Raw genomic sequence first — 26,758 nt, 5'->3', positions numbered from 1 at the left:
ATGTGGTAATGAAGCGAGTAATCCGATATGATGAAACAGGACAAAAAGGAATTTGTATCCAATTTAAAATGATAATACTGCGCTAAGGCGTGAACTAATCAAGTAAGTTATAAGAGAGGTGCCCCTTTTGTTACAAGCACTTATACAGGCTTTTTCCAAAGATCCCGATTTTGGATCCATTACTGCCGGTATTACGTCCGGTATGAAAGAGCAGCTGGTCTCAGGATTGTCCGGATCAGCGCGCCAGATCATGCTGGCAGCTCTGCACCAAGAGATGAACCGACCACTGCTCGTCGTTACACACAATATGTTTTCTGCACAAAAAATCGCAGAAGATTTACAGGAAGCGCTTTCACCTGATCAGGTGCTGCTCTATCCTGCGAATGAACTTGTAGCCGCTGAAGCCGCTGTTTCCAGTCCGGAAACACTGGGTCAGCGTATTGATGTGTTAGTTCGTTGCGCCCAAGGTTTTAGGGGCGTTGTTGTTATTCCATTTTCCGGCGTGCGGCGTTATGTGGCTCTTCCGGAAGTGATGGCGAATGCTCAGATTACCATCAAACAAGGGAATACACTCGATCTGGACTCGTTCCTTCTGGAGATGGTGAAGCTTGGATATGAACGTGTAGAACGGGTTGAATCTCGCGGCGAGATGAGCGTGCGTGGAGGGATTATCGACTTTTATCCAGTGACTTCGTCCATTGCCTATCGGGTGGAATTGTTTGACGATGAAATTGACTCCATACGAACATTCGACCCAGCGGATCAGCGTTCCATTGAACGTATCGATGAAGTTACGGTGCTGCCGTGCAAGGAATTGATTGCTGACCGCGAACGCATGGAGAAGGCTGCGGATGAAGCTGTCGTTTTACTGGAAAAACAGCTGGAGAAAATGACTGACCGTCAGGCCAAGCTGCGTCTCCGTGAAGAAATTCACCGGGAGATTGAGCTGCTGCGGGAGCATGTGTATTTCTCTGAAATGTATAAATATATTTCACCGCTCTATCCGGAGCATAAAACCATTTACGATTACATGCCAGAGGACACGCTGCTTGTTCTGGACGAACCTGCACGGCTGGCTGAAACGTCCAAGCAGCTCGACCGGGATGAATCAGAGTGGAACCTGCATTTGATGCAAAACGGAAAGACGCTGCCTGATCTTCATTTGTCGGCAGATGGGGATGATCTGTTATATGAACGCCCATTCCAGACGCTGTTCATGTCGATCTTCTTGCGTCAGGTTCCACATACACAGCCTCAAAACATTCTGAATTTTATCAGTCGGGGCATGCAGGATTTCCACGGACAGATGAATGTACTTAAGGCCGAGATGGAGCGCTGGCAGAAAGCCGGAGTGCATGTGCTTATGCTGGCGAGCGGGGAAGAAAGACTCGAACGTATGCGGCGCGTCCTTATGGACTACGATATACCGGAACCGGAAATGCTTATCGGTAACCTGCAGACCGGATTCGAACTGCCGTCCATTCATTTAGCCGTCGTAACCGAAGGTGAGATGTTCTCCCAAAAGCAGCGCAAGGCACGCAAACAAAGCCGTAATGTGGATAATGCAGAACGGATTAAATCGTATAGTGAGCTGAAAGTGGGCGATTATGTTGTCCACCAGAACCACGGGATTGGTAAATATCTGGGCATTGGTACACTTGAGGTCGGCGGTATTCATAAGGACTATATGCATATTCTCTATGCTGGTGGGGATAAACTGTCGGTACCGATCGAACAGATCGATCTGATCCAGAAATATGTCGGGTCAGAAGAGAAAGAGCCCAAGATCTACAAGCTGGGTGGTAACGAGTGGACACGGGTTAAAAATAAAGTTCGCTCGTCTGTACAGGATATCGCCGATGATCTGATCAAGCTCTATGCAGAGCGTCAGACCTCAAAGGGTTTCGGCTTCGAGAAGGACTCTGCCGAGCAGCAGGAATTTGAGGCCATGTTCCCTTATGATGAAACTCGTGATCAGGTCCGTGCGATTGAAGAAATCAAAAAGGACATGGAACAAAATCGTCCCATGGACCGTCTGCTATGTGGAGACGTCGGTTACGGAAAAACCGAGGTTGCCATTCGTGCTGCATTCAAAGCGGCTATTGAAGGCAAGCAGGTTGCGGTACTCGTTCCGACCACGATCTTGGCACAGCAGCATTATGAGACATTCCGTGAACGTTTCTCGGGGTATCCATTCAATATTCATGTCCTAAGCCGGTTCCGTTCCCGTAAGGAACAAAATGAGACCGCCAAAGGCATTAAAAGTGGAACAGTCGACATTGTTATCGGTACGCACCGGTTGTTATCGCAGGATCTGGTATTCAAGGATCTAGGACTGCTTATTGTTGATGAAGAGCAGCGCTTCGGTGTAACCCATAAGGAGAAACTGAAGAAGCTGAAAACAAACGTGGACGTGCTCACACTGACGGCTACACCAATTCCGCGTACCCTCCACATGTCCATGCTGGGAGTCCGTGATCTCTCGGTGATTGAAACACCACCAGAGAATCGTTTCCCGGTGCAGACCTATGTCGTGGAACATAGCCAGGCGCTGGTTCGGGAAGCCATTGAGCGGGAACTGGCACGTGGGGGTCAGGTTTATTATCTGTATAACCGTGTCCAAGGAATTCAGGAGATGGCTGCCGAAATTGCTGACCTGGTTCCTGGAGCCAAAGTGGGCGTGGGCCATGGTCAGATGTCGGAGACGGAGCTGGAGAAAACCATCCTGGACTTCCTGGATGGCGAATATGACGTACTCGTAAGCACAAGCATCATTGAGACGGGGGTAGATATCCCGAATGTAAATACCCTAATTGTTCATGATGCAGACAAAATGGGCCTTTCCCAGCTGTACCAGCTGCGTGGGCGCGTTGGACGGTCCAATCGAATTGCCTATGCGTACTTTACGTACCAACGGGATAAAGTGCTGACCGAGGTTGCAGAGAAACGTCTGCAGTCTATTAAGGAGTTTACTGAGCTGGGGTCGGGATTCAAAATTGCGATGCGAGATCTATCGATCCGCGGAGCAGGAAACCTGCTGGGTGCAGAGCAGCACGGCTTCATTGCCTCAGTCGGATTCGACTTGTATTCTCAGATGCTGGCCGAGGAAATTAATAAACGCAAAGTCACCATGCTCGGGGAAGAGCCGGTACCTTCCGATCAATGGAACACCACGCTCGATCTCAGCATCGATGCCTACTTGCCGGGTGATTATATCTATGACAGTATACAGAAGATTGAGATTTACAAAAAAGTGGCGGTTATTGCCTCTTTCGACGATGCAATGGAACTGGAAGACGAATTGGTTGACCGATTCGGTGACCTTCCAGAAGCTGTCATTAATCTTATGGCTGTAGCCAGATTAAAAGTGTATGGAAAAATGTATGGAATTGAGTCCATTACGCAGCGTGGTGACGACCTTACCGTGAAATTCTACGAAGGCCGTGAGCATGCGTTTGAACTCTCGAAAATTGCGCACATTGGAAATCAGTTCGAAAGACGTGTACAATTTGAACAAGGACCCCATATGCTTATTCATGTCAAAGGCAAAGGGCTTGGGGACAAGCAACTGATGGAGCTGGTAGAGAAATTTCTGGAGTCCATGAAGAGTGCTTTTAAATCAAAGGGGGAACCAAAGGATGTTACCAAAGTATAAAAAAGTAGGGAAAGTACTCTCCGTGAGTATGGTTGCAGTACTGTCCTTATCACTGCTTGCTGCATGCGGCAAGAAGGATGAAGCAGCTACACCAGAAACCAATGATACAAGCGCTGTTGTAGCGACATATGATGGCGGTACAATTACTGCCAATGAATTCGATATGGAGCAACGGGTCATGAAATTCCTCTATCCGGAATATGCACAAATGATGGAGATGGACGATTTCAAGGACTACCTGGTGCGCCAGGAAGTTGCTTATGAATATTTGAGTGGCAAGGCGACTGAAGAAGCCAAAACAGAAGGTGCCAAAGTGGCAACCGAGCAGTTCGACAAAATGAAGGCTTCTGTTCAAGCCGATCAATGGACTGAAATGTTGAAAGCTCAGAACCTGACAGATCAAAACATCAAGGATTACATGACTCGCATCATGACGGTAATTAAGGATAAAGAGACTGGTGTTACGGAAGATGCAATCAAAAAAGAATTTGAAACAAACAAGGATCAGTTCACAACCGCTTCGGTTCGTCACGTCCTGATCAACTTCACGGACCCAGATACACAAAAAGAGCGTAAAAAAGAAGATGCCTTGAAAATTGCGAAAGAAGTTAAAACCAAACTGGATGCCGGTGAAGACTTTGCAAAAGTGGCAAAAGAATACTCCGAAGATCCAGGCTCTGCAGATAATGGCGGATTGTACGAAAATACCCCTGTATCCAACTGGGTAGAAGCGTTCAAAGAAGCTGCCAAAACATTGCCACTCAACAAAATCAGTGATCCGGTTGAGACGGAATACGGCTATCACGTGATGAAAGTGGAATCCCGTACGGAAGCAGACTACAGCAAATTGACAGATGAGCAAAAAGAAACACTCAAAAGCCAATTGGCAGCTGCAGAGATCGATACGTTCATGACGAATGAACTGGATAAGATCGTGAAGGAAGTAAACCTGCCGAAGACAGACAAGGCTGAAGAAGGTACTACGGAAGGTACTGAAGGCACAACGGGTACTGGATCTGGAACCGAAGGTGACAAATCTACAGAAACCAAAACGGACGAGTCCACAGGTACTGATGCTAAGACAGATCAAGGTACTAAAACAGAGTCCGATGCAACAACAGGCGATAGCGCAGATACAAACAGCAAGTAAGAAACGAGCTGCAGCACACTTACTTTCTGGACAAGCTTAGAGAAGCAAGGGGAGGACTTATGGCCTGCCCCTTGCTTCTTTTTGTACAGACAGCAGGGTAATGGGTACATGGTCACCTTCTGTGAAGAGAACACAACTATATTCTTCAAAGTATGTATAAGGAAATGGGAACAGATGAATACTATGGTCAAGATATCACACTAAACGTTCTGGGACTTTCCTCTACCCATTAAGGAACAGTAGTTGAAAAATCTTCTCGAGAAAGTGGGGCAACATGTGAAATGAAAGCTACTGGTATTGTCCGCCGTATTGATGACCTCGGCCGTGTGGTCATTCCAAAAGAAATCCGTCGTACGTTACGAATTCGTGAAGGAGATCCGCTTGAGATTTTTGTGGATCGTGATGGAGAAGTCATTCTAAAAAAATATTCGCCGATCGGCGAACTGGGCGATTTCGCCAAAGAATATGCTGAATCGTTGTATGAGAGTACAGGTCACGTAACCATGATCTCTGACCGCGATACCATTATTACGGTAGCGGGCGGCTCCAAGAAGGAATATCTGGACAAGCAGGTAGGTCAGCTGGTAGAGAGCTGCATGGAAAATCGCAAGACCATTCTTGAGACAGGTAGTGGCTCCTATGAGATCAGCAAGGATCATGATGAAACATTATCCTCTTTCGTCATTGCACCCATCATTTCGGGTGGAGACCCTATTGGAACCGTCATTCTGTACAACAAGGATGAATCCGTGAAAATGTCCCAGATGGAAGTTAAAATGGCTGAGACGGCTGCTGGCTTCCTTGGCAAACAGATGGAACAATAAATAGCAGATCAACTCCTGGTGCCTTTCCGGCAGACAGGAGTTTTTTGCATTTAAAAAGGCATAATACGCAGGCTGAATTAAGAGCAGATGTAGGGGGCTTCAAAGGGAACTTTAACAGAAGGTTAGTCTGTGCGGCTTCGGGCAGGTATAATAGCAAAGTATGCTTACTGGATATAATCGCTTGGATAACTGTAGGAGGGACTTATGAAACAGCCGTCTACTACTGGCTCAAGATTGCTGCAGGGTGCATTTGTACTTGGCCTTGCTGCCATTATTTCTAAAATCATCGGTGCTTTTCAAAAGATTCCGTTACAGAATCTAGGGGGCGACGGTGTTTTTGGTATTTATAACACGGTATATCCGTTCTATATGCTTATTATTACGATCGCTGCCGCTGGACTGCCTGTTGCCGTATCCAAATTTGTTGCTGAACAGCATGCGCTGGGGAGGCCCGAGGAGGGCAAACGGATTATCCGTTTGTCATCGATACTTCTTGGAAGCATCGGATTAGTCCTGGCCATACTGATGTACATCGGTGCACCACTTATAGGTCAACTGATTGGTAATGGACATGTCATGCCTTCTATTCGGGCAGCGGCGCTCGCACTGCTATTTGTCCCGTTAATGACTGGACTTCGTGGCTATTTTCAGGGTTTACAGCAGATGGTTCCGACCGCTGTGTCACAGGTCGTAGAGCAGACGATTCGTGTGACGGTAATGATTGTACTGCTGCTATGGTTGATGAAGCGGGATGCATCACTGGAGACCATTGCTGCCGGAGCCATGCTGGGTTCCGTTGCCGGTGGATTCGTGGGGTTAATCACCATGCTCGCCTATGTGTACAGTAGGCGGCGAAAGAGCAGGAAAACTGAACTATCCCAAGAAGAGCTGGATGGCTTGCAGAGATCGGGAGCCAGGGAGGGACAACCGGAGCAATGGACAGGAGAAGGCCTTCAAGCGGAGAAGCTTCCCACCAATGGTCAATGGATTCGAACCTTGCTGGTATATGCCATTCCCGTCTGTCTGGGTTCGCTCGCTGTACCTCTGATGAACCTGGTGGATACCTTCACGGTGCCCCGGCTTCTAAAAAGTGAAGGGCTGGATGAGGTCGAATCCATGGTGTCGTTCGGAATTTACAATCGGGGCTTGCCGCTTGTACAGCTCGTGACGATGCTTGCTACGTCGCTATCCGTGCTGTTCATTCCGGCGATGGCCGAAGCTCGCCTGAAGGGCGGGCCAGAAGCCGTCAGGCAGCAGGCAAGCATCGCGCTGCGCTGGTTCTGGTTAATCGGTCTGGCTGCATCCGCCGGTCTGGCGGTACTGGCAGAACCGATCAACCGCATGCTGTACGGTGATGCCGCAGGCACCGAAGCTCTGCGGTATATGGCGCTGACGGCAGCAGGCAGTACCGTCAGCATCATTGCGGCGGCGCTGCTGCAGGGCCTCGGCGCCGTGCGCGCACCCGCGTTCAGCATGCTGGCCGCCGCAGGCGTCAAGGCGCTGCTGAACGTCATGCTTGTGCCTGCGCTGGGCATCAGCGGCGCGGCCCTGGCAGGCGCAGTCGCCTATATGCTGGCGGCTGGCCTGAATGTGGCGCTGCTGGCGCGGCGTACCGCGATGCGCCCTGCCCCTGGCGCCGTCCTGGTGAAGCCGGCGCTGGTGATCGCCGCCATGAGCGTGGCGGCGGCAGGCATGGCCTGGGCTGCCGGAGCGGTGCTCGGCGGCATGGGCGTCGCGACCGATCGCAGGCTGGCCGCGGTAGGCATAAGCCTGCTTGGCATAGCGGCAGGCGCAGCCGTGTTCTTGCTGGCGTCAGCCCGTACCGGGCTGCTGACCGCCACAGATCTGGCCGCGATCCCGAAGCTTGGACCGCGCCTGGCCAAATGGCTTCGCAGGCTGCATGTCCTGCGGTAGCCCTGTCTCACCCTTTTGCGTGTGAAATTATTGGATATCCACGGATTCTGTTATAATACGTGTAATTATAGAGCGCTGTTCTGCGTATGTTCCTCATTTCAGTGTAACAATGGGAGGCATTCTGCAGAATGGTTCGGATGGAGGCTTGAAAATGAGCGCAGCAGCTTTGACCGTCGTTGGTCTTGGATCAGGAGATGCAGATCAGCTGACAGTAGGTATTATCAAGAAAATGAAACAAGCGGCTACGCTGTATGTCCGCACATTGGATCATCCTGTGTTGAATGACCTGAAGCAGGAAGGGCTGGAGATGACATCGTTTGATGCAATCTACGAGGCGAAAGCATCATTCCCGGAGGTTTATGACGAGATTGCCAATCGCCTCATTGAGGCTGCCCGTCAGGGAGAGCCAGGAACCGAGATTGTCTACGCTGTGCCAGGCCATCCGATGGTGGCCGAGGCGAGTGTACGACTGCTTAAGGAACGCTGCCCGCAAATGGGTATCTCACTTCGTGTCATGGGGGGAGAGAGTTTTCTGGATGAAGCCTTTATCCGTCTCGGATTTGATCCCATTGAAGGCTTCCAACTTCTCGATGCGAGCAGCCTGAGCACGGAGCTAGTGCAGCCTCAGCTGCATACCTTGATTGGGCAGGTTTATGATGTGTTTACTGCGTCCGATGTGAAGCTATGCCTGATGGATGTATATCCAGATGACTATCCGGTATTTGTTGGACACGCCCTCGGTGTACAGGATCAGGAGATCATTCACAAGGTACCGCTTCATGAGCTGGACCGGATTGAAGGTTACGGAAACCTCTCCCTTATTTATGTGCCGAAAAACACGGATGATGCCCTGCGACGTCGCTCTTTTGCAAGGTTGCATGAAATCGTTAATATTCTTCGCAGCCCGGGTGGGTGCCCATGGGATCAGGAGCAGACCCATCAGTCGATTCGCAAGAACCTGATTGAAGAGACGTACGAGGTCATTGAAACGATCGATGAAGATGATCCTGACCACATGAAAGAGGAGCTTGGGGACTTATTGCTGCAGATTCTGCTGCATTCCCAGATGGAAGAGGAAGTGGGCACCTTCAATGTATATGATGTCATTGAAGGGCTTAATGACAAGCTCATTTTCCGTCATCCTCATGTATTTGGCGAGCATCAGGCCGAGAATGCGAATGAAGCACTGCAGAACTGGGAACAGATGAAGGCAGAGGAAAAGAAGCGCAAAGGGATCAATCAACAGACCGTTTCGGTGCTGGATGGTATTCCCCGCGATTTGCCTGCCTTGATGAAAGGCTACAAGCTCCAGAAGAAAGCAGCCAAGGTTGGGTTTGACTGGGATGATGTGAATGGTGTATTTGCCAAGATTGAAGAAGAACTGGCAGAACTGAAAGAAGCGGTGCAAAGCAATCAATCGGCTGAGGAGCGGAAGCTGGAACTGGGCGATTTGCTGTTTGCTACGGCCAATGTGGCTCGTTTCATTGATACGGATCCGGAGGAAGCTCTTGCCGCTACCAACCGCAAGTTCACTCAGCGCTTCCAATATATTGAGGAGCGGCTTCGTGAACTTGGACGGACACCTGCAGATAGCAACGTCGAAGAGATGGAGCAATTCTGGCAAGCGGCGAAGAAGGCTGGACTGTAACAGGGTAAACCAAGTAAACTGTTCAAATATCCTTGTTCCATGTTTTTCAATGGTATGATATGCTATACGAACATGTGTTCATGTTTGGATTAGGGTTAATCCTGATTGATCGGACAACATTCCGTGTATTGGACTTAGACTTTCCATAGGTACAGGTTCATCATCAGCCAAAAAAAGTCGCTGGCCGAGGCAGGAATTCAGAATCCAAGCCAGAATACATGTGTAGTAACCTTGCGCGAAAGCCGCGGCAATCAAGCGGATTGCCAGGATTCGCAGATACTTTCTTTTTAATTTGGGAGGCTTTTAAAAATGAACAAAACAGATCTGATTAACAACATTTCCACCAAAAGCGGTTTGACTAAAAAAGACGTTGAGTCCGTATTGAACGGCTTCTTGGGAGAAATTACAGATGCACTCGCAAGCGGAGACAAAGTACAACTGATCGGCTTTGGCACTTTTGAAACCCGCAAACGTTCCGGTCGTACCGGACGTAACCCACAAACAGGGAATGAAATCGTTATTCCTGAGTCCACTGTTCCTGCATTCAAAGCAGGCAACAAACTTAAAGAAGCCGTAAAATAATGCGTCTTGATAAATTCCTGAAGGTCTCCCGGCTGATCAAACGCCGTACTGTGGCCAAGGACGTCTCCGAACAGGGACGTGTTCTGATTAACGGACGTGAAGCAAAGCCAAGCGCTGCTGTTAAAGTGGGCGATGAGCTGACGGTTCAGTTCGGTCAGAAGCTGGTCACCGTGAAGGTGGAACGTCTTGCTGAGAGCACCAAGAAGGATGAGGCGAGCAGCCTCTATACCTTGGTTAAGGAAGAGCCGATCGCCAAGGATAACGGGCTGAACTGGTAATCATCTGCCCGATATGCTCTTTTGTGAATGAAAGTAAGTGAGATAGAAGCACCTTTCCTATATAGGAAGGGTGCTTTTGTACTTGGATAAGCGGAAGCATTTCCTTCATGATCCCTGGTTCTATTCCCGCCTTCGCCTCCATAAGCTAGGTGTAAGAAGGAGGGGTACATGCCATGGTTGAGCACGGTAAACCGAAACAGCATCATTTGAGCATGCAAAATCGCAAACTGCTGGATCTGACAGGTGTCTCCAATGTAGAGAGCTTCGACAGTGAGGAATTTTTGCTGCAGACTGAACTTGGGCATCTGACCATCCGGGGGCACAATTTACATATCAAAAACTTGAGCCTGGAGGAAGGTTTGCTATCTATTGAAGGCACAGTCAGTTCTCTGCAATATCTGGACCCCGGTTCCCAGAACAAGAATAGTAAAGGCCTGTTCGGCAAGATGTTCCGATGAGTCTGGACACGCAGTGGATCACATTAACATGGATGCTGTTGTCGGGAATCGTAATGGGTATGGCCTACGACAGTTACCGGGTACTGTCCGGTCAGCTGCGCTTCCCGAGATGGAGCATGCACACGCTTGACCTGTTGTACTGGGTTGCTTCCGCGCTGTTCGTTTTCCGGATGCTGTACGCCGGAAACCACGGACAGCTGCGGTTTTATGTCTTTTTGGGGCTAATTATAGGGGTTTGCTTCTATTTTTGGCTTTTAAGTGTTACAACCCAGCGTTTTGTGGTAATGTTAATTAAACTCGCAAGAACACTTATTCATTGGTGTGGACATATCCTTAACATCCTGTTCGTTATGCCAGCGAAGGGACTATACAAGCTAGTTCGCGTGATATTGGGTTTTGTGCTCGCGATACTGATATTCCTGGGCAAGCTGGTATTGCAATGTTTGGTACCTTTCGGTAAGTTGTTCCGCTGGATGTTTAGGCCGCTCCTGAAACATTGGGTAACGCCCCGTTGGATAATCCGTGCGGGTTCAAGTATTGCAGCGATATGGAAACGCTGGTTTTAAGGAGGTCCAAAAATGGGTAAAACACCTGTGGGGAGATCTACAGCCCCAACAGGCCAAGGGAAATCTGCCGGGGCAAAAAGACGCCTCATGCTCTGGATGACATTCGTCATTGTATTTGTTATTTGGGCAGGATATACGTTCCTCGTACAGAATGCACAGATTTCGGACAAGAGTTCAAACTTGGCCGCACAGCAGACTTCGAAGGAAGAGACGCAGAAGAAGCTGGATCAGTTGAAGTATGAAGTCAGTCGGTTGAAGGACCCTGAATACATAGGACAGCTGGCGCGGAAAAAAGGTTATTACCTGCCTGAAGAGACGCCAATTCAGGTTGAAGAGTCAGGGAACTGATGGAATTACGCTCATGACTGAGCAAGAATTATTATCCATATATCTGAAGCCGTTATACTGTAAAAAATAGGCTCCCCTGCGGGGTAGAGCTCTGTTGACCTTGGTTTGCGGCATAAGGTATAATTACATTTAGCACAGCATTGATTTTGGCATCTAAAAAATCGGGTTGTATATTTTTAAGGGAGGATCATTTTATTCTATGGCAATTGAAGTGGGCACCAAGTTAGAGGGCAAGGTGACAGGCATCACGCATTTTGGAGCATTTGTGGATCTGTCAGGAGGTGTCACGGGTCTCGTTCACATCTCGGAAATCGCCGACAATTATGTCAAAGATGTCAACGACCACCTGAAACTTAATGACGTCGTTACAGTGAAGGTCATCAACGTTGACAAGGATGGCAAAATCGGACTTTCCATTAAGCAAGCTGTTGACAAACCGGTTGAGCAACAAACACAATCTAGACCCCCAAGAGCTCCAAGACCGGAACGCAGTGGAGGAGATCGCGAACGATTCAGCGGTGGAGGCCCAAGTGGCGGCCAAGGCCGTGGCGGCGGCGGTGGATTTAACCGCGACCGTGGAGGCCGTTCTTTCAAGCCCGCAGCAGGCAAACCTTCATTTGAGGATAAAATGTCACGCTTCCTGAAAGATAGTGAAGAGCGGATCTCTTCGCTCAAGAAGAACACAGAGGGCAAACGCGGAGGCCGTGGAGCTAAGCGCGTGTAATCTGTATCAACCTGATTTAAAATATAAGAAAAGCCGTTAACCCGTAAGGGTCGACGGCTTTTTTGCGTTTTGTCCTTTTTTTTAGTCTGTTGCTACGCATACTTTTTGGGGTTTACCGTCGCCTATGCGCGTTCCACTGGATTCCTGGCTTTTCTTGTAAAGTAGTGCTCCACAGATGCACTTTTTTCGCACAAGGACCATAGGAAATAAGAACATTTGTCGTCTACCATTTTTTACCGACACGTTTCCATGCCATTCCGCAGGTATCCCGTTCAATTCAAGTTGAATGCAGAACAAATGCCATTCAAAATCAGACAACCCCGTCCGCGGTGGACCAGGCTGTGAAGGATGGAATGACAATAAGGCCGGGGGTTTCGCTCCTCCGCGCCATGCTTGTTTCTTTTGTCGTAAACTTTTTGAACCCTATCCACCTATTATGACAAACTACGTCTTCTAATCTATCTATAATCAGAACCATCGAGAATGAAACACGAAAACAAATAATCGAATGGGGTGCCTTTGGGATGATGGAAAAGTGGAATGTCATTCAATTTCCGGGAATGAAAGCTGGTAAAGGGAGTACAGAAGCTCGGGAGGAGTTGTCCGTACGTCTCAAACAGTGGATTACCTCCCGCAAGGCTGTCCAGTTCGTTGCTGCACGCAAATGGGTGCTGCTCCTTACATTTATGGGATTTTTATTGGGTAAGGCCATGATCCTGAATGAACTATCGCCCTTTGCAATTGCGTACTTCGCGGTGATTGCCTTCATGCGTAGGGATTACATTATTCCAGTTGGGGCCGCTTTGCTGGCGGGGAGCCTGTTTGCCCCGTTTCCGGTTCCACTTATCGTTGCGTCTGAGATGGCGATCTTCTATCTCTTGTTCAGAGGGCTGGAGTCTTATGACCGTGCTGAATTATCTTATGCACCAACAATGGTGTTTACGACTACTTTTATGGTCAAGTTGTTCGCGGTCGTCATTGGACCGTCTTTCAGCTGGTACGCCATGTTAATGCTCACGATGGACTCCGTACTCAGCTTTGTGCTTACCCTGGTTTTTATACAAGCCATACCGATTTTTACGTACCGCAAAAAGAAATTCAACCTAAAGAGCGAGGAGATCCTCTGCCTGATCATATTGTTGGCTTCCGTTATGACAGGCGCAGTGGGTTGGACCATTCAATCCCTTTCCGTAGAGCATATGCTCTCTCGTTATTTAATTCTGATCTTCGCGCTGGTGGGCGGAGCCCCCCTGGGGGCATCCGTTGGGGTTATTACTGGGCTTATTTTGAGTCTCGCTGACATGTCCGCCGTGTACCAAATGAGTTTGCTCGCTTTTGCCGGGATGCTGGCGGGTATGCTTAGAGAGGGCAAACGAGCAGGCGTTGCACTGGGGATGCTGCTCGGCTCATCTATTCTATCCATTTATCTGGGCGGTCCAGGTGATGTAATGAATTCCCTATGGGAGACGTGTGCAGCCATTGTTCTGTTCATGCTTACACCTAAAAGCATGATGACGGCCATATCCAAATATGTGCCAGGTACACAGGATCATACCAAATCGCAGCATGAATATGCGAAGCGAATTCGGGATATCACGGCAGAACGGGTGACCCGCTTCTCGCAGGTATTCCGCCAGCTTTCCCGCAGCTTCGATCAGATGTCCGGTACGGGGGAACCGGTACAGAATGAAGGCGGCATGGAGCATTTCATGAATGCGGTAGCAGAGGGAACGTGCGCAGGGTGCTTTAAACGTGCACAGTGCTGGGATGCAAAGTTTATTCAAACCTATAAATACATGACAGATGTGATGAGTTCCATTGAGGCCAATCCGGAGATGTCGGGTAAACAAATCCCAGTGGAGTGGAACAGGGTATGTGCCAAACCGGAGGAGGTGCTTGAGGTTATGCGTGCCCAATATGGGCTCTACCAGCATAATATGCAGTGGAAGCGTCAGATTGTGGACAGCCGGCAGCTGGTTGCCGAGCAATTATCCGGAGTATCCCAGGTGATGGAGGACCTGGCCAGAGAAATCCAACGGGAAAGTGAGGAGATGGTACAGCAGGAGGAACAGATTCGGGATGCGCTGGAGTCGCTGGGCCTGTCCATTCATTCGATTGAGATTATCAATCTGGAAGCAGGCAATGTGGAAATCGAGATTGTTCATGCCTATACGAGGGGATTTGATGAATGCCGGAAGATGATTGCGCCGCTGATCTCGGATGTTCTGGACGAGCATATTGCTGTTCTTCATGAGACGATGACGGATCCCCGTCAGGGTCTCGCAACCGTCACCTTTGGATCAGCCAAAACCTATGAGGTGACTACAGGGGTAGCTGCGGCTGCCAAAGGGGGAGATTTGTTATCCGGGGACAGCTTCAGCACGGTTGAACTGGGGAATGGTACCTTTGCGGTGGCACTCAGTGATGGTATGGGCAACGGGGAACGTGCGCGCATGGAGAGCAGTGCCGCGTTAAATATTCTGGAACAGCTGCTTCAATCGGGCATGGATGAGAAGCTGGCGATCAAGTCCGTGAACTCTGTGCTGATGCTGCGCTCTCCTGAAGAGATGTATGCCACGGTGGACATGGCTCTAATTGATGAATATACGGCAGAGACCACATTTATGAAAATCGGCTCAACTCCGAGCTTTATTAAACGAGGACAGGAGGTTATTCAGGTATCGGCCAGCAACCTGCCCATTGGCATTATTAAAGATATCGAAGTGGATTTGGTCACTGTACAGCTTCAACCGGGCGATATATTGATTATGATGACGGATGGAATCTATGATGCCCCAGGGTATGCCGTTAACAAGGAGCTATGGATGAAACGTCTCATTCAGGAGATTGATAGTGACGATCCGCAGGAGGTAGCAGACTGCCTGCTTGAGAGCGTGATTCGATATCAGCAGCATGAGATTTTGGATGATATGACTGTCGTTGTAGGAAAAGTAGAGCACTACCGTCCCGAATGGGCCACATTGCGTGTACCGGGCATTAACCGGATGGAGCGTCCCCGTACAGTAAGTTAATTGCATCGTTCTCTGTTTGAAGTCTCTTCATTCTGGCAATGCTAGTCATAGAATTGGAGAGTAACGAAAAACGGAGGGATTTCGGATGAAGCAGATCTTGTTGATCACCGACGGTTGTTCTAATGTAGGTACAAGTCCGGTACTGGCAGCAGCGGAAGCCCGTGAAGAGGGAATCACGGTCAATGTAGTTGGTGTGATCGATTACGGAACCATTGGTGAACTGGGCAGCCGGGAGATTGAGGATATTGCAAAAGCCGGAGGGGGGATCAGCCAGATTGTCGGCACAAGGCAGCTTGCCCATACGATGCAGATGATGACAAGGAAAACAGTGGTTCAGACCATTCAGCAGGCGGTTAATAGAGAGTTAACACAAATTTTGGGAGAGAAGGTGTCCAAAACCGTAACGGACCTTGAACCTGCACAGCGTGCTCAGGTAGTAGAAGTAATAGATAACCTGGCTGAAACGAGCCCTCTTCAGGTGATCCTGTTGATCGATGTAAGTGCAAGCATGAAGCCGAAGCTCGCTGCAGTTGAAGAAGGAATCCGGGATTTGATGTTGAGCTTGCAGTCGCGTGTAGGGCAGAGCAAGCTCTCGGTATTTCATTTCCCGGGCCGCCATAGTGGAGAAGAGGCTGTGATGGATATTAACTGGACATCGGATCTGGGCAGTGTCCGTTCGCTGTTTGGACGTCTGCAGATGAAGGGTGCGACCCCGACAGGTCCTGCGATTCAGAAGGTGATTGATTTTTACCGTTATGGTACACTGGAGGGACAGCAGGAAATAGAAGGGAACTATCGCATTGAAAGAGAAGGGATGCTCGGTGACAACGTTGTCTGATGCCTCTTTCCCGCCAGGAACAGTAATTACGGGGAAATGGAATCGCAGCCGTTATACGATTCGCAAGCTGCTGGGCAAAGGCGCCAACGGCATCGTTTTTCTTGTCCAGCGGGGTGAGAATGGCAAGCACTATGCACTTAAGATGGGATTTGATCCGTTCGATCTGCAATCAGAGATCAATGTGCTCAAATCGTTTCAGCTACAGCGTAATCATGAGGCCCTGAAGCAGAGTGGTATTCCTTCCTATCTCAAGGATGTGGACGATTATGCCATTCAGGGACGGGATATTCCCTTTTATGTGATGCGTTATGTTCGGGGTGAAGCTCTTCACCACTTCATCAGGCGTCAAGGGACGGACTGGACACTGCTGGTTGGGCTTAGACTTTTGCAGAAGCTGGCACAATTACATCAGGCGGGATGGGTGTTTGGTGATCTTAAGCCTCAGAACGTACTGGTATCCGATTATGGTCAAGTGGAGCTCATTGATTATGGTGGAGTAACGTCAATTGGGCGAAGTGTGAAACAGTTTACCGAATGGTATGACAGGGGCTTCTGGAATGGCGGAAGCCGAACAGCAGATGGCACCTACGATGTTTTTGCTTTTGCTCTGTTACTGATTCACGTATTGGAGGGGGAAGCACTCAAGGCGCTGGCTGCCGAAGGATTGCCACAACTGCGGAGTGTCAATCAGCTCACGGCTCTGGTGGAGCGAAGCGAAAGGCTGCGACCGTTTCGTAACTGGACGATTCAGGCTCTTCGGGGACAGTTCCGGGATGCCGGACAAGCAGCCAAAGCCTGGAAAGACATGATGGCCCGGCCTACACCTCTTCGCCGGCGTTCATCAAGCACTACACCACGCTGGCTGAAAAATGCATTCGCTGTATCCGTTATATTACTTATTGGGGTACTCATCTATGCACTGCGTTTTTAATTTTTATAGGTGCATATACATAACGCAAGGAATGAGGAACAGGTATGAGGGCTTTACGCTGGAACGAGCTGGTGAATCATGTGCTGGAGGCAGCGGAAGAGCATCAGTTATGGGTTCCCGGGGATCGGATTATCGTCGCTGTATCGGGCGGACCGGACTCGGTGGCTTTTTTGCATATTATGCATGAGATCAGTACAAGACATGTTCCGCTGGATCTGGTCTGTGCTCATGTGCATCACGGGTTCCGCGCAGAATCCGATGAAGAAGCCGAAATGGTCGGGAAAATGGCAGCACAGCTGAACATTCCATTTGAATGGGTGAAGGCCGATATTCCTTCCTATATGAAGCTTACAGGGAAGGGATCCCAGGAAGCTGCACGCGATAGGCGGTATGCATTTCTGCATGAGGTAGCTGACAAATATGGTGCGGCAAGCATCGCTCTGGCACATCATGCGGATGATCAGGCCGAGACCGTTATGCTTCATTTATTACGTGGCAGCGGGTTAACCGGACTGTCTGGAATGAAGTTTAAACGCCGTGAAAAAAATGTGGAACTTATTCGCCCATGTCTTCGTATAAACAAGACAGACCTTGTAGAAGCTTGTAATACTCAGGGATTTCTGTACTTTAATGATGCAAGCAATTCCCAGCGTAAATATCGGCGCAATGCCATTCGCTTGGATGTGCTTCCTTATTTGGGGCAATATAATGGACAGCTCACGCCGTCTTTGAATCGGCTTGCCGAAATTGTGGGCGATGAAGACGATTTCATGGAGCAAGGTGCATATGACGCATACAGGTGTCTAGTGCAGGTGAACGGCGGAAGGCAAACCTTTGAGGTGCCTTCCTTTTTGAAGTTACATGTCGCTTTACAACGAAGGTTGATTAAACTAATATTGAATTATCTGCCTTTGGACAGTGATTTTGTCGACTTTACCCGTATCGAAACCATTCGCCGCAAGGTGATAGAGCCTTATGCGAAGACCTGGAGCCTAGATTTAGGACAGACACTCGCTTGTACCCGGGAGTATGATCTGGTTTCCTTTGGCTTACGGACAGACGTACAGGATCAATCTTTCGAGTATCGTCTCGTGCAATGGAACGGAACTTATGAGCTTTCACTCAGGGAGATTGACCGATATCTTCGGATCGTTCCTATGAGTCCCGAGGACTATCTTGTACCGGAAACGGCAGATCAGGCCGCATTTGATGCGGATCAACTGCTCATGCCGCTGGTTGTGCGTTCACGGTTACCTGGAGATACCATGAAAGTCATGGGATTAAACGGAAGCAAAAAGGTGAAAAATATTTTCATTGATGAAAAAATCCCACCCTCTGTCCGTCCGCGTATTCCCGTGGTTTGTGACGGAGCAGGCAACATTGTCTGGTTGCCGGGTGTTCGCCGGTCGAATATTGCACCGGTGAAGGAGGATACTTCCGCCATCCTGTACATGACTGTAGGCAATTCAGCGATTCAGGGGTAGTGGTTATGGTTCAGGTAAGGCTTTCATAGTATAACTTAGGAGGTTCGCACAGTTGCAGAACGACATTCAGGAAGTATTGATCAGTGAAGAAGAAATTCAAAGTAAAGTCAAGGAATTAGGCGCAACACTAAGTGCCGAATACGCAGGTCGCAATCCTTTGGTCATTTGTGTGCTCAAGGGTGCGTTTATATTTATGGCTGATTTGGTTAAAAACATAACGGTACCTGTTGAAATGGATTTCATGGCAGTATCAAGTTATGGAGCATCCACCAAATCGTCAGGCGTTGTTAAGATCATCAAGGATCTCGACGTCTCGGTTGAAGGCCGTGAGGTTCTCATTGTCGAGGATATTATCGATAGTGGACTTACGCTCAGCTATTTGATTGAACTGCTTCAAAATCGCGGTGCCGAATCGGTGCGCGTGGTTACGCTTTTTGACAAACCTTCAGGCCGCAAGGTGGAGCTTGAAGCTCATTACACCGGCTTTGACATTCCTGACGCATTCATCGTCGGATATGGTTTGGATTATGCCGAGAAGTACCGAAATCTCCCTTACATCGGGATTTTGAAACCGGAAGTATACAGCAGTTAATAAGCATGCTAGTTCCAAGCCCAGTTCTGCTCGTGCCTTCTGTTGAGAAGCCATGTCGGGCTATGTTAAAATAATTAAAGTGTCTCGAGAGGAGGTAGGGGATGAATCGGTTCATCCGGAATTCTGGTTTTTATTTGATTCTTTTTTTAGTCGTGGTGGGCATAGTGCAGTTCGTCAGCAATGGCGGCGAAGCCACAGATAATCCTAGATATGATCAGTTGCGCACGGCGGTTAAGGCGAACAACATCTCGGAATTGACGGTTCAATTCGACGGTCAGTCTTTTCTTGTGACCGGTCAATATAGAGAGAAGCCTAGCGAAGCCAAATCAGAAAATTTCTCAACGTACATTCCTCCTACGGATGAAGCGATTAGTGAGCTTGTAGCGGCAAGTGAAGCTAATAATTTCAAGTTAAATCAGGAGCCAATGAGAGGTGACAGCATCTGGCTGACACTTCTGACATCCTTTATTCCTTTGATCATTATGTTCCTGCTGTTCTTCTTCCTGTTTAATCAGGCGCAAGGCGGCGGCGGTAAAGTAATGAACTTTGGTAAAAGCCGTGCCCGTCTCTATAACGAAGAGAAGAAGCGGGTTACATTTGAAGACGTCGCAGGTGCGGACGAAGAGAAGCAGGAGCTTGTTGAGGTCGTTGACTTCCTCAAAGATCCTCGCAAATTCGCAGCTGTAGGTGCACGGATTCCTAAGGGCGTATTGCTCGTGGGGCCTCCGGGTACTGGTAAAACGTTGCTTGCTCGTGCCGTTGCAGGTGAAGCGGGTGTGCCGTTCTTCAGTATCTCGGGTTCTGACTTCGTCGAAATGTTTGTCGGTGTCGGTGCATCCCGTGTACGTGACTTGTTCGAAAATGCAAAGAAAAACGCCCCATGTATCATCTTTATTGACGAGATTGATGCTGTAGGTCGTCAGCGTGGTGCTGGCCTTGGCGGTGGTCACGATGAACGTGAACAAACGCTCAACCAGTTGCTCGTTGAAATGGACGGATTCGGAGCTAACGAGGGTATTATCATCGTGGCTGCAACGAACCGTGCAGACATTCTGGACCCTGCCTTGCTGCGTCCGGGCCGTTTTGACCGTCAAATTACGGTTGACCGCCCTGATGTAAAAGGTCGTGAAGCGGTACTGAAAGTACACTCCCGCAACAAACCACTCACAAAAGATGTGAAACTGGACATTATTGCGAAGCGTACAACAGGCTTCTCTGGTGCAGATCTCGAGAATCTCCTGAATGAAGCGGCATTGCTTGCGGCACGCCGTAACCGGAGAGACATTTCCATGAAAGAAGTTGACGAGGCGATTGACCGTGTCATCGTAGGTACGGAGAAGAAAAGCCGTGTCATCAGTGATCGTGAGAAACGAATCGTTGCTTATCACGAAGCAGGCCATACCATTGTAGGATACTTCCTGGAACATGCCGATATGGTACATAAAGTGACCATCATTCCGCGCGGACGTGCGGGTGGATATGTAATCATGTTGCCAAAAGAAGACCGTATGCTGGTTACCAAGCAAGAGCTCTTGGACAAAGTTACAGGACTCCTTGGGGGTCGTGTGGCAGAAGAATTGTTCATTGGTGAAATTGGTACTGGTGCATACAGTGACTTCCAGCAAGCGACAGGTATTGTTCGCAGCATGGTAATGGAGTACGGTATGAGTGAAAAATTGGGACCTATGCAATTCGGAAGTTCACAAGGACAGGTATTCCTTGGACGGGATATCGGCCATGAACAGAATTACTCGGATTCCATCGCTTATGAGATCGATCAGGAAATGCAGCGCTTTATCAATGAATGTTACGAGAAATGTAAGGACTTGCTCGTAAAACATTCCAAAGAAATGCACTTGATCGCTCAAACATTGCTTGAAGTGGAGACACTGGAGATGGATCAGATCAAACAATTGATCGAGACAGGTTCCTTGACTCCAAAACCGGAGAGCGATAATGATAACGAAGGTACGCCAAGTGAAGGCGGAGAACCAATCGTCGATAACATCGGTGATGTGCGTGTTCGCATTCAAGGCAAAGACGAAACACCTGAACCACCTGCCGGAGATATCCCTAACGATGCTCCGAATCTGGATAAAGGCAACAGTAATGATCCAGATGATGGTGGTACGAAGCCAACGTCTTAATGTCTAACAGAACCTATTCTGAGAACAGATCAAAGAGAGCCGAGAGGCTCTCTTTTTTTGTGCGTTTTGTTCAAATTGCAGAGATAATGATAACTGCGAGCTAGAGCGCGAACTACGCAGGAAACAGTTGATTAGGGTGTTGTTCTGTGCCCTTTTCATTTATTGACAGAGTCGTGAACGTTGTGTACATTAGGTGTTAAACCGCTTGTGATTCGTTTCTCAAGCGAAAATATCGACGCAGATAGTCACAGGAAACGGCGCATGGCGCCGTCCGTCAAAGGAGAGGATCACAGGTGGAAGCTCTGGCTTTAGAGCGCAAGGCTGAGATGAACCGGGAGCTGCGAGCGCGGCTGATGGAGTTGAAGAAGGAACGTAATGCTATTATTCTTGCTCATTATTACCAACGTGACGAAGTGCAGGAAGTAGCCGATTTCCGTGGGGATTCATTCCTATTGGCACAGAAAGCTGCACAAACGGATGCGGATGTCATTGTATTCTGCGGGGTTCATTTTATGGGTGAAAGCGCTAAGATTTTGGCCCCGAACAAGACGGTTATCATTCCGGATGAACGTGCTGGATGCCCCATGGCAGACATGGTCAATGTTGAGGGCCTGCGTAAACTGAAAGCGCAGCATCCTAATGCAAAAGTAGTGACATATATCAATTCCTCGGCTGAGATCAAGGCGGAGACCGACATCTGTTGTACATCGGCCAATGCAGTCCGGGTTATTCAATCTGTTGATTCTGATGAGATTATCTGGGTGCCGGATAAAAACCTCGGACATTATGTTCAGCAGCACACAGACAAAAAAATGATTATCTGGGAAGGGTATTGCAACACTCACGATATGCTGACTGTAAAAGACGTCGTCGAGATGAGAGCCAAATATCCAAATGCCGAGTTTGTCGTACACCCGGAATGTCGTCCGGAAGTCGTGGAGATGGGAGACTTTGTAGGCAGCACGACAGCAATTCTCGAATACTGTAAAAATTCTTCTGCCAAGGAATTTATCGTGGGTACGGAAGATGGTACAGGGTACCAGCTGCGACTGGATAGCCCGGATAAACAGTTTCATTTTGCCACCAAGTTCTTGGTGTGTCCAAACATGAAGGTCAACAACCTGAAGAAACTGGTTAAATGCCTGGAAACGATGAAGCCGGAAATTTATGTACCACCGGCCGTTGCCGACAAAGCCAGAGAATCGCTAGAGCGCATGTTACTGGTGAAGTAGCATGCGCTACTCTTGCTCCGAGACAGGTGAATAGGATGATACCGCAATATATAGTGGATTTTGATCTGTCCCAGCTGCCCATTGTGGAGACGGATGTACTAGTTATTGGTTCTGGCATTGCCGGATTATATACAGCCATCAGGGCAAGCAAACATAATCAGATATTGATGATTACGAAGAAGTCCTTACTGGAGAGCAATACCCGCTATGCACAAGGAGGCATCGCTGCGGTAATCGCTGAGGATGATTCCCCTGCATACCATCTGCAGGATACACTTGTGGCTGGAGCGGGCCTGTGTCGCCGCGAGGCAGTGGAAGCATTGGTAAACGAAGGCCCGGATGGAGTACAGGAACTGATCCGTCTGGGCACATTGTTTGATGTGGAGAACGGCGAGCTGGCGTTGACGCAGGAGGGTGCGCACAGTCACCGCCGTATTTTGCATGCAAATGGTGATGCGACTGGATACGAGATCGTGAGGGCTCTTGCAGCTCAGGCAAGTGCACATTCAGGTATTGAAGTCTGGGATGAGCATTTTGTCATCGACTTGATCACGGATCACGGTGAATGTGTAGGGGCATTGGTTCAGAAGTCTGACGGTACCAAGGTGTTTGTAAAAGCGCGTGCTACGGTGCTCTGCTCCGGTGGGGCAGGGCAATTGTACCGCTATACAACCAACCCAGAGGTTGCCACAGCTGACGGTGTTGCGATGGCATATCGTGCAGGTGCAGTCATTCGCGATATGGAGTTCATTCAATTCCACCCGACCTCCCTATGTTATCCGGGTGCTCCGCGCTTCTTGGTTTCTGAAGCAGTACGGGGCGAAGGAGCGTTTCTGCGAAATATCAAAGGTGAGCGTTTTATGGAACGTTATCATCCACAGCTTGAACTCGCTCCGCGTGATGTTGTTGCACGAGCAATTGTTAGTGAGATGGAGACGACGAACAGTACATTTGTGTATCTGGATATCACCCATGAATCGGCTGAGTTAATCAAACACCGGTTCCCTACCATATATGAGACATGTATGCGGTACGGACTGGATATGACCACAGACTGGATTCCGGTTGCTCCGGCAGCACACTATATGATGGGTGGCGTCAAAACAGATTTGAACGGGGAGAGCAGCATTGGAAGGTTGTTTGCTTGTGGTGAAGTTTCCTCAACGGGAGTCCACGGAGCCAATCGTCTGGCGAGTAACTCATTGTCTGAAGCCATTGTATTTGGGCACAGAATTGTTGAACGCATTCAAACACTGCCACCGCTAAATTCAATTCAAATTGAAACCCCTGCACCGCATAGTGTCGGGAATAGAAAATGGAATGAGCAGCAGCCGATTTCGGAACGGCGTTTGCGTTTGCAGAAGATGATGGTCCGTCAGGTGGGTCTGAGACGTAACGGTGCCGGCTTACAGGGTGCCTTGAATAAACTGGAGAGTGAAATGGACATCTTCAATTATTTGCTGACACATAAGGAAGAGATGGAATACGCCAACCTTTTGACCTGTGCCTGGCTGGTCACCAGTGGAGCATTACATCGTCAGGAGAGTCGGGGAGCACATTTCCGTGAGGATTTCCCGCTTCGTGATGATGCGGGTTGGCAGAAGCATAGTTTGCAGCAAAGAGAACAAGCGATTGTGGAGGAATTGATGTCATGATACTGAACGGATATAATGAAGGACTCATCGAATCCATCAAAAACTGGCTTCGCGAGGATGTGGGGGCAGGGGATGTCACTACGAGTGTGACGATTCCGGCAGGCCATCAATCCAAGGCAGTTATTCACGCCAAAGACCACGGGTTCATCGCAGGCATATCGGTAGCTGAACTGGTATTTCAGGTAGTAGACCCATCGCTCGTATTTAGACCGATGGTACAAGATGGAGATGAGGTTACTCGGGGAACAACGCTGGCAGAAGTGGAAGGAAGCACCCACAGTCTGCTTACAGGTGAGCGTCTGGCGCTCAATCTGCTGCAGCGCATGTCGGGGATTGCAACGCGCACACGTTCATATGTTGATGCATTAGAGGGCCTCTCTACACGATTGGTGGATACACGTAAAACAACCCCTGGACACCGCATGCTTGAAAAATATGCAGTACGGATCGGTGGAGGGGCGAATCACCGATTCGGATTGTACGATGCGGTTATGATTAAGGATAACCATATTAAAGGGGCAGGCGGCATCACAGAAGCCGTGAAGCGGGCAAGAGATGTCATTCCTCATACAATGACTATTGAGGTGGAGACTGAGAATCTGACCCAGGTGAACGAAGCCTTGCAGGCAGGTGCGGATATCATTATGCTGGACAATATGCATCCGGATCAGATGCGTGAGGCTGTTACGGTTATTCGTAAACAGGCTCCGCATGTGAAGGTGGAGGCATCAGGTAATGTCTCTCTGGATACCATCCGGGGGATTGCCGAGAGTGGTGTGGATGTAATTTCGGTTGGAAGGTTAACCTATTCTTTCGAGAGCCTTGATATCAGCCTAGATTTAAACGAAAAGAAAGAGGGGTGAACCTCTTTGATTCTTGTTGTAGACGTGGGCAACAGTAATATTGTACTCGGCGTGTACCAAGGCCGTTCGTTGCTCCACCATTTTCGTCTGAGTACGTCCCGGCAGTCCACAGTGGATGAATACGGCGTATTGATTTATAATTTATTTCATATGTCGGATATATCAACACGCGACATTGAAGGAGTCATCATCTCATCGGTGGTTCCTCCGCTTGTGCATGTGATGGAAACGATGTGTGAAAAATATGTTGGCAAAAAGCCAATGGTTGTGGGACCTGGCATTAAAACAGGCCTAAACCTAAGGTACGAGAACCCGCGTGAGGTAGGCGCAGATCGCATTGTGAATGCAGTGGCAGCCGTTGAGAAATACGGTGGTCCACTTGTGGTTGTTGACTTTGGCACTGCGACGACCTTCGACTGTATTGATGAGAAGGGCAACTACCTTGGGGGAGCCATCGTACCGGGCATTCATATTGCCACTGAAGCGCTCTATGAGCGGGCATCCAAGCTGCCTCGCATCGAACTGGAGAAGCCCAAGAAGGTTATAGGACGCAATACGGTGCATGCCATGCAGGCTGGTATCATTTATGGCTATGCTGGACAGGTCGACGGCATTGTTGACCGCATTCGTATAGAGATGGGCGTACAGCCCAAAGTTATTGCAACCGGGGGGCTTGCACCGCTGATTGCGGAGGAAACACGCAGCATCGAGGAAGTTGATCCGCTGCTTACGCTGGAAGGGCTGCGTATCATTTATGAGCGGAACCGGGAAAGGTAAGGAAAGAGACGGCATGCAGCGGGCTGATTTACCAGTCTTACGTATTGTGCCGTTTTTTCTGTAAATTGAACGGGTTTATAAGTTGAACGAATATCACATTCAATTTATATACGTGTATCAGAGATACTATAGTATACGCCAAAGGAGGCTGAATGACTTGGAAAACAACAAACAGGACCGCTTGATTCGCGGTACAGCAATGGAAGGACGGGTTAGAGCCTTTGCTGTCCAAACAACAGAGTTGGTTGAGGAATTGCGCAGAAGACATGATACGTTTCCCACGGCTACAGCTGCCATGGGGCGTACGGTAACCACTGCAGCCATCATGGGTGCAATGCTTAAAGGTGAAGAGAAGCTGACCATTCAAGTCAAGGGAGACGGTCCCATTGGGCAGATTGTTGCCGATGCGAATGCCAAAGGGGAAGTTCGTGGATATGTGACGAATCCGCATGTGCATTTACCAAGCAACAGTATGGGTAAGCTTGACGTTAGAGGAGTTGTGGGCACAGAAGGCTTCGTGAATGTAACGAAGGACCTTGGCCTGAAGGAACCTTATCGTGGCAGTGTACCGATTGTTTCGGGAGAGCTGGGCGAAGACTTCACATACTATTTTGCCAAATCGGAGCAGACACCTTCTGCTGTAGGCGTTGGCGTACTTGTAGATACCGACAATTCGGTCATTGTCTCCGGCGGATTCATTATACAGCTGCTACCAGGGCTGACCGACGATGAAATTACCGTAATTGAGAATGCTATCGGCACGTTGCCTGCTGTGACGACGCTGCTGGAGCAAGGGCTTGAACTGGAAGAATTGCTGAAGCGTGTACTGCCGGATGTACAGGTTATGGATGGAATGGACATTCATTTCCGCTGTCAATGTTCCCGGGAACGGGTCGAAGCAACGTTGATCAGTCTGGGTCAGCACGAAATGGAGCAGCTGATCGAAGAAGAAGGCCAAGCAGAAGTGGTGTGCCAGTTCTGCAATGAAGCTTATGATTTCAATAAAGAACAACTCGAGACCATTCTAGAGCAAGCCAAGAACTGATATAAGCGGGGACGG

Annotated in this window: 22 protein-coding genes; all 22 read left to right on the top strand. The window is 49.0% G+C overall.

Annotated elements, in window-relative coordinates; all coding sequences use genetic code 11:
• The first annotated feature begins 127 nt into the window (after positions 1-127).
• The 22 genes from mfd (at position 128) to hslO (ending at position 26,743) form a co-directional block, all read left to right on the top strand.
• Positions 128-3,655, top strand: a complete 3,528-nt coding sequence (gene mfd / locus CHH60_RS28425) for a transcription-repair coupling factor (protein ID WP_095362253.1) — start codon at positions 128-130, stop codon at positions 3,653-3,655.
• Complete coding sequence (locus CHH60_RS28420) at positions 3,639-4,805, top strand: peptidylprolyl isomerase (RefSeq protein ID WP_095362252.1); 1,167 nt, start codon at positions 3,639-3,641, stop codon at positions 4,803-4,805. The genes mfd and CHH60_RS28420 overlap by 17 nt, the downstream gene beginning before the upstream one ends.
• 281 nt (positions 4,806-5,086) lie before the next feature.
• Positions 5,087-5,629 (top strand): stage V sporulation protein T, encoded by a 543-nt coding sequence (spoVT, locus tag CHH60_RS28415; protein ID WP_095362251.1) that lies wholly within the window; start codon positions 5,087-5,089, stop codon positions 5,627-5,629.
• A gap of 204 nt (positions 5,630-5,833) precedes the next feature.
• Positions 5,834-7,543, top strand: coding sequence for a putative polysaccharide biosynthesis protein (locus tag CHH60_RS28410; protein WP_095362250.1), 1,710 nt, complete (start codon positions 5,834-5,836; stop codon positions 7,541-7,543).
• A gap of 151 nt (positions 7,544-7,694) precedes the next feature.
• A complete protein-coding gene (gene mazG / locus CHH60_RS28405; RefSeq protein WP_095362249.1) occupies positions 7,695-9,191 on the top strand; it encodes a nucleoside triphosphate pyrophosphohydrolase in 1,497 nt (498 codons plus the stop codon).
• 309 nt (positions 9,192-9,500) lie between these two features.
• The gene (locus tag CHH60_RS28400; RefSeq protein ID WP_017691362.1) at positions 9,501-9,773 is read left to right on the top strand and encodes an HU family DNA-binding protein; all 273 of its coding nucleotides are present in this window, start codon (positions 9,501-9,503) and stop codon (positions 9,771-9,773) included.
• Positions 9,773-10,051 carry an RNA-binding S4 domain-containing protein gene (locus CHH60_RS28395; protein WP_095293361.1) on the top strand — a complete coding sequence of 93 codons (279 nt, stop codon included), beginning with the start codon at positions 9,773-9,775 and terminating at the stop codon, positions 10,049-10,051. Before CHH60_RS28400 ends, CHH60_RS28395 begins: the two co-directional genes overlap by 1 nt.
• Before the next feature lie 173 nt (positions 10,052-10,224).
• A complete protein-coding gene (gene yabP / locus CHH60_RS28390; RefSeq protein WP_095293362.1) occupies positions 10,225-10,509 on the top strand; it encodes a sporulation protein YabP in 285 nt (94 codons plus the stop codon).
• Complete coding sequence (gene yabQ, locus CHH60_RS28385; protein WP_095362248.1) at positions 10,506-11,075, top strand: spore cortex biosynthesis protein YabQ; 570 nt, start codon at positions 10,506-10,508, stop codon at positions 11,073-11,075. The genes yabP and yabQ overlap by 4 nt, the downstream gene beginning before the upstream one ends.
• 12 nt (positions 11,076-11,087) lie before the next feature.
• The gene (locus CHH60_RS28380) at positions 11,088-11,423 is read left to right on the top strand and encodes an FtsB family cell division protein (RefSeq protein WP_095362247.1); all 336 of its coding nucleotides are present in this window, start codon (positions 11,088-11,090) and stop codon (positions 11,421-11,423) included.
• Between the two features lie 199 nt (positions 11,424-11,622).
• Entirely contained in the window at positions 11,623-12,147 is a 525-nt protein-coding gene (locus tag CHH60_RS28375; protein WP_095293365.1) for a S1 domain-containing RNA-binding protein, read from the top strand.
• 524 nt (positions 12,148-12,671) lie between these two features.
• Positions 12,672-15,179: a stage II sporulation protein E gene (gene spoIIE / locus CHH60_RS28370; protein ID WP_176476239.1), complete on the top strand. Its 2,508-nt coding sequence runs from the start codon at positions 12,672-12,674 to the stop codon at positions 15,177-15,179.
• Positions 15,180-15,264: 85 nt separating this feature from the next.
• Positions 15,265-16,017 (top strand): VWA domain-containing protein, encoded by a 753-nt coding sequence (locus CHH60_RS28365; protein ID WP_095362246.1) that lies wholly within the window; start codon positions 15,265-15,267, stop codon positions 16,015-16,017.
• Positions 16,001-16,948, top strand: a complete 948-nt coding sequence (locus CHH60_RS28360; protein WP_095362245.1) for a serine/threonine protein kinase — start codon at positions 16,001-16,003, stop codon at positions 16,946-16,948. The genes CHH60_RS28365 and CHH60_RS28360 overlap by 17 nt, the downstream gene beginning before the upstream one ends.
• 44 nt (positions 16,949-16,992) lie before the next feature.
• A complete protein-coding gene (gene tilS / locus CHH60_RS28355) occupies positions 16,993-18,432 on the top strand; it encodes a tRNA lysidine(34) synthetase TilS (protein WP_095362244.1) in 1,440 nt (479 codons plus the stop codon).
• 52 nt (positions 18,433-18,484) lie between these two features.
• Entirely contained in the window at positions 18,485-19,024 is a 540-nt protein-coding gene (gene hpt, locus CHH60_RS28350) for a hypoxanthine phosphoribosyltransferase (RefSeq protein ID WP_095293369.1), read from the top strand.
• 101 nt (positions 19,025-19,125) lie between these two features.
• Complete coding sequence (gene ftsH, locus CHH60_RS28345; protein ID WP_095362243.1) at positions 19,126-21,171, top strand: ATP-dependent zinc metalloprotease FtsH; 2,046 nt, start codon at positions 19,126-19,128, stop codon at positions 21,169-21,171.
• Positions 21,172-21,464: 293 nt separating this feature from the next.
• Positions 21,465-22,403 carry a quinolinate synthase NadA gene (nadA, locus tag CHH60_RS28340; RefSeq protein ID WP_095362242.1) on the top strand — a complete coding sequence of 313 codons (939 nt, stop codon included), beginning with the start codon at positions 21,465-21,467 and terminating at the stop codon, positions 22,401-22,403.
• A gap of 35 nt (positions 22,404-22,438) precedes the next feature.
• Positions 22,439-24,058, top strand: a complete 1,620-nt coding sequence (gene nadB, locus CHH60_RS28335; protein ID WP_095362241.1) for an L-aspartate oxidase — start codon at positions 22,439-22,441, stop codon at positions 24,056-24,058.
• The gene (gene nadC / locus CHH60_RS28330; RefSeq protein WP_095293373.1) at positions 24,055-24,921 is read left to right on the top strand and encodes a carboxylating nicotinate-nucleotide diphosphorylase; all 867 of its coding nucleotides are present in this window, start codon (positions 24,055-24,057) and stop codon (positions 24,919-24,921) included. The genes nadB and nadC overlap by 4 nt, the downstream gene beginning before the upstream one ends.
• A 6-nt stretch (positions 24,922-24,927) precedes the next feature.
• Complete coding sequence (locus tag CHH60_RS28325; protein WP_095362240.1) at positions 24,928-25,698, top strand: type III pantothenate kinase; 771 nt, start codon at positions 24,928-24,930, stop codon at positions 25,696-25,698.
• A gap of 157 nt (positions 25,699-25,855) precedes the next feature.
• Positions 25,856-26,743 (top strand): Hsp33 family molecular chaperone HslO, encoded by an 888-nt coding sequence (gene hslO / locus CHH60_RS28320; RefSeq protein ID WP_095362239.1) that lies wholly within the window; start codon positions 25,856-25,858, stop codon positions 26,741-26,743.
• Positions 26,744-26,758: the final 15 nt, after the last annotated feature.

The sequence above is a fragment of the Paenibacillus sp. 7523-1 genome (assembly GCF_002276415.1).
GTDB classification, from domain to species: domain Bacteria; phylum Bacillota; class Bacilli; order Paenibacillales; family Paenibacillaceae; genus Paenibacillus; species Paenibacillus illinoisensis_A.
The sequence above is the reverse complement of the archived record's forward strand: the minus strand, read 5'-3'. Positions and strand labels throughout refer to the sequence as shown.

What these genes read in the sequence shown, in the direction of transcription:
- CHH60_RS28420 (WP_095362252.1), top strand. Translation starts at nt 3,639, where the DNA reads ATGTTACCAAAGTATAAAAAAGTAGGGAAAGTACTCTCCGTGAGTATG.
- spoVT (WP_095362251.1), top strand. Translation starts at nt 5,087, where the DNA reads ATGAAAGCTACTGGTATTGTCCGCCGTATTGATGACCTCGGCCGTGTG.
- CHH60_RS28410 (WP_095362250.1), top strand. Translation starts at nt 5,834, where the DNA reads ATGAAACAGCCGTCTACTACTGGCTCAAGATTGCTGCAGGGTGCATTT.
- mazG (WP_095362249.1), top strand. Translation starts at nt 7,695, where the DNA reads ATGAGCGCAGCAGCTTTGACCGTCGTTGGTCTTGGATCAGGAGATGCA.
- CHH60_RS28400 (WP_017691362.1), top strand. Translation starts at nt 9,501, where the DNA reads ATGAACAAAACAGATCTGATTAACAACATTTCCACCAAAAGCGGTTTG.
- CHH60_RS28395 (WP_095293361.1), top strand. Translation starts at nt 9,773, where the DNA reads ATGCGTCTTGATAAATTCCTGAAGGTCTCCCGGCTGATCAAACGCCGT.
- yabP (WP_095293362.1), top strand. Translation starts at nt 10,225, where the DNA reads ATGGTTGAGCACGGTAAACCGAAACAGCATCATTTGAGCATGCAAAAT.
- yabQ (WP_095362248.1), top strand. Translation starts at nt 10,506, where the DNA reads ATGAGTCTGGACACGCAGTGGATCACATTAACATGGATGCTGTTGTCG.
- CHH60_RS28380 (WP_095362247.1), top strand. Translation starts at nt 11,088, where the DNA reads ATGGGTAAAACACCTGTGGGGAGATCTACAGCCCCAACAGGCCAAGGG.
- CHH60_RS28375 (WP_095293365.1), top strand. Translation starts at nt 11,623, where the DNA reads ATGGCAATTGAAGTGGGCACCAAGTTAGAGGGCAAGGTGACAGGCATC.
- spoIIE (WP_176476239.1), top strand. Translation starts at nt 12,672, where the DNA reads ATGATGGAAAAGTGGAATGTCATTCAATTTCCGGGAATGAAAGCTGGT.
- CHH60_RS28365 (WP_095362246.1), top strand. Translation starts at nt 15,265, where the DNA reads ATGAAGCAGATCTTGTTGATCACCGACGGTTGTTCTAATGTAGGTACA.
- tilS (WP_095362244.1), top strand. Translation starts at nt 16,993, where the DNA reads ATGAGGGCTTTACGCTGGAACGAGCTGGTGAATCATGTGCTGGAGGCA.
- ftsH (WP_095362243.1), top strand. Translation starts at nt 19,126, where the DNA reads ATGAATCGGTTCATCCGGAATTCTGGTTTTTATTTGATTCTTTTTTTA.
- nadB (WP_095362241.1), top strand. Translation starts at nt 22,439, where the DNA reads ATGATACCGCAATATATAGTGGATTTTGATCTGTCCCAGCTGCCCATT.
- nadC (WP_095293373.1), top strand. Translation starts at nt 24,055, where the DNA reads ATGATACTGAACGGATATAATGAAGGACTCATCGAATCCATCAAAAAC.